Annotated in this window: 3 protein-coding genes; all 3 read left to right on the forward strand. The window is 53.4% G+C overall.

Features of this window, described 5'->3' with window-relative positions:
• Positions 1 to 560 (forward strand): riboflavin synthase (gene ribE, locus Q0314_RS00130; RefSeq protein ID WP_298055119.1); only part of this gene is annotated, 560 nt, incomplete at its 5' end.
• 25 nt (positions 561 to 585) lie between these two features.
• Complete coding sequence (locus tag Q0314_RS00135; RefSeq protein WP_298055124.1) at positions 586 to 1,308, forward strand: polyphenol oxidase family protein; 723 nt, start codon at positions 586 to 588, stop codon at positions 1,306 to 1,308.
• A 121-nt stretch (positions 1,309 to 1,429) separates the two neighbouring features.
• Positions 1,430 to 1,999 (forward strand): tetratricopeptide repeat protein, encoded by a 570-nt coding sequence (locus Q0314_RS00140; RefSeq protein WP_298055121.1) that lies wholly within the window; start codon positions 1,430 to 1,432, stop codon positions 1,997 to 1,999.
• Positions 2,000 to 2,033 lie beyond the last annotated feature (34 nt).

Below are 2,033 nucleotides of genomic sequence, written 5' to 3' on the forward strand. Positions count from 1 at the left end.
CGTACCGCCCAAATTTAGGCGATAGCGTCGCTGTAAACGGCGCGTGCTTGAGCGTGACGCAGCTACACACAGACGGCTTTAGCGTGGAGCTTAGCGCCGAGACCAGGGCGCACATCGTGACGGAAAACTTGCGCGGACGCGTGCACATAGAGCCTGCGATGCGGCTAGCAGACCGCGTGGACGGGCACCTGCTACAAGGCCACGTAGACGCTATCGGCGAGGTAGTGCGTATAGAGCGGCGCGAAAACGGGGTTGATTTTTATATAAATTTGCCCTCTAGTGTCATGCCGCTGATGGCGAATAAAGGCAGCATCGCGGTCGAGGGCGTGAGCCTCACGATCAACGAAGTTTTGCCCGCAGGCGTGCGCCTAACGATCATCCCGATCACGTTTCGAGAGAGCTTGTTCGGCGAGTTTGAGCCGGGGCGCCACGTAAACGTGGAGAGCGATCTGCTCGCGCGCTACGTGGCTAGGCAGCTGGAGTTTGGCCGCAGTGCCCAAAACAGCTGCAAAAGCGAGATCAGCTGGGACGAGTCGCAGCACATCGCGAGCCTTTATTAGGTTTGGCGGGTTAAATTTGACGAAAATGAAGCGGGAAATTTTAGACGTAGTTTTTGAGAGCGAGCGCTTGAAGCTTGGCTTTACGACGCGTTTTGGTGGAGTAAGCGATGGTGCGTACGAGGGGTTAAATTTAGCGGGTCACGTCGGCGACCTGCCCGCAAACGTAGTGAAAAATCGCGAAATTTTAGCCGCTGCGCTTGGTATCGCGCCTTTTAATCTAAAATTTATGCGTCAAATTCACTCAAATCGCGTGGAAATTTTGCGAGATATTGATGATGAGCTACCGCCTTGTGACGGCGTGATAACAGCGCTTAGAGGCGTAGCGCTTTGCGTTTTGGTTGCCGACTGCTCGCCGGTTTTGATCGCGGACGAGAGGCGCAGCGTGGTTGCCGCAGTGCATGCGGGCAGGGCGGGCGTAACGGGTAAAATTTGCGCGAATGCAGTTAGGCTGATGAAAAGCGAGTTTGGCTGTGAGGCGGGCGATCTGCGCGTATTCGTGGGCGCAAATATCAAGGCGCGAAACTACGAGGTGGGCGAGCTTGATTTGGGCGCGTTTAACCGCTATAAAAATGGCGGCAAATTTGATATGGAGGCTGCGCTGCGGGACGAATTTGCCGCGCTTGGCGTTGAGCGAGTGGAGTTTGATCCGCGCTGCACGTTTGAGACGAGGGAGCTGTTTTCCTACCGCAGAGATGGGGTTACAGGGCGATTTTGCGGTTTTGCGATGAATAAAATCTCGCCGAAATAGCCGTATATGGCCTAAATTGGGCGTAGACGAGCACGCAGTCAGGCGAGTTTAGTTAAAATTTCATTTATGTTTATTAAAAAGGGCTAAAATTTAAATCGAAACCTCATAAAAAGGAGTCAGTATGAGAAAAATTTTACTTTGTTTGATTGTTGCCGCGAGCGCGCTTTTTGCGGCGCAAACAAGATCCTCAAACGAGATGACTAGCGTCCTTGCGAGCGTGCCTGCAAATTTGGCAAACAAGCAGTTTGAAGACGCGTTAGCGATGTACCGAGTTTCGGATTTTAGCGAGGCGGCGAGGCTCTTTAATCTAGCGTGCGAAGGCGGACACGCGCGGGCATGCTACGATCTGGGCGCGATGATCGCTAGCGGAAAGGTCGCGGCAAAGCAGCCTAGTACGGCGGCTAAATTTTACGAGCGAGCATGCAAAATGGGCGATAAGCTGGGCTGCTACGCGCTAGCGTACGCGTGCCAGACGGGTGCTGGCATAGCAAAAGACGAAGCGCGAGCGTACGAGCTCTATAAAAACTCATGCGAGCTTGGGCTAGCTAAAGGCTGCAACGAAGCCGGCTTCATGAGCGAGCGCGGCATGGGCGTAAGTGCGGACGTCAAAGCTGCGGTTAAATTTTACGAAAAAGCGTGCAAGATGGGGCTAGAGGTCGGCTGCGAAAACGCTAAAATTTTAAAGCGTTAGACTCGGCTGGCGGCTAAAATTTAACTCGGTTGCG

The sequence above is a fragment of the uncultured Campylobacter sp. genome, assembly GCF_938040115.1.
Lineage (GTDB): Bacteria > Campylobacterota > Campylobacteria > Campylobacterales > Campylobacteraceae > Campylobacter_A.

What these genes read in the sequence shown, in the direction of transcription:
- Q0314_RS00135 (WP_298055124.1), top strand. Translation starts at nt 586, where the DNA reads ATGAAGCGGGAAATTTTAGACGTAGTTTTTGAGAGCGAGCGCTTGAAG.
- Q0314_RS00140 (WP_298055121.1), top strand. Translation starts at nt 1,430, where the DNA reads ATGAGAAAAATTTTACTTTGTTTGATTGTTGCCGCGAGCGCGCTTTTT.